We start from the raw sequence: 571 nt of genomic DNA, 5'->3' as shown, positions 1-571 counted from the left end.
GCGAACAGTCCACCGCTACAGGACAAAATGCTCAAGCAACAGCTGACGGAGCAACCGCAAGCGGTGCAGGTTCACAGGCAACAGGCGAACAGTCCACCGCTACAGGACAAAACGCCCAAGCCACAGGCAATAATGCCACCGCAAGCGGTGCTAATTCCAAAGCAACAGCTGATGGAGCAACGGCAAGTGGTGCAGGCTCACAGGCGACAGGCGAACAGTCCACTGCTACAGGACAAAACGCCCAAGCCACAGGCAATAATGCCACCGCAAGCGGTGCTAATTCCAAAGCGACAGCTGACGGAGCAACCGCAAGTGGTGCAGGCTCACAAGCGACAGGCGAACAGTCCACTGCTACAGGACAAAACGCTCAAGCCACAGGCAATAATGCCACCGCAAGCGGTGCTAATTCCAAAGCAACAGCTGACGGAGCAACGGCAAGTGGTGCAGGCTCACAGGCGACAGGCGAACAGTCCACCGCTACAGGTATGAATGCAAAAGCCACTGCTAAAGGAGCAACTGCCAACGGTGCTGATTCTCAAGCCACAGGTGAAAATTCGACAGTAGTCGGACA

Annotated in this window: 1 pseudogene; it reads left to right on the top strand. The window is 55.7% G+C overall.

Features of this window, described 5'->3' with window-relative positions:
* Nucleotides 1-571 (top strand): annotated as a pseudogene (locus tag EV693_RS09230) (hypothetical protein); the annotation flags it as partial.

The sequence above is a fragment of the Nicoletella semolina genome (assembly GCF_004345745.1).
In the GTDB taxonomy this organism is placed as follows: domain Bacteria; phylum Pseudomonadota; class Gammaproteobacteria; order Enterobacterales; family Pasteurellaceae; genus Nicoletella; species Nicoletella semolina.
Note: the sequence above shows the minus strand (reverse complement) of the source record. Positions and strands in the feature narration are given on the sequence as shown.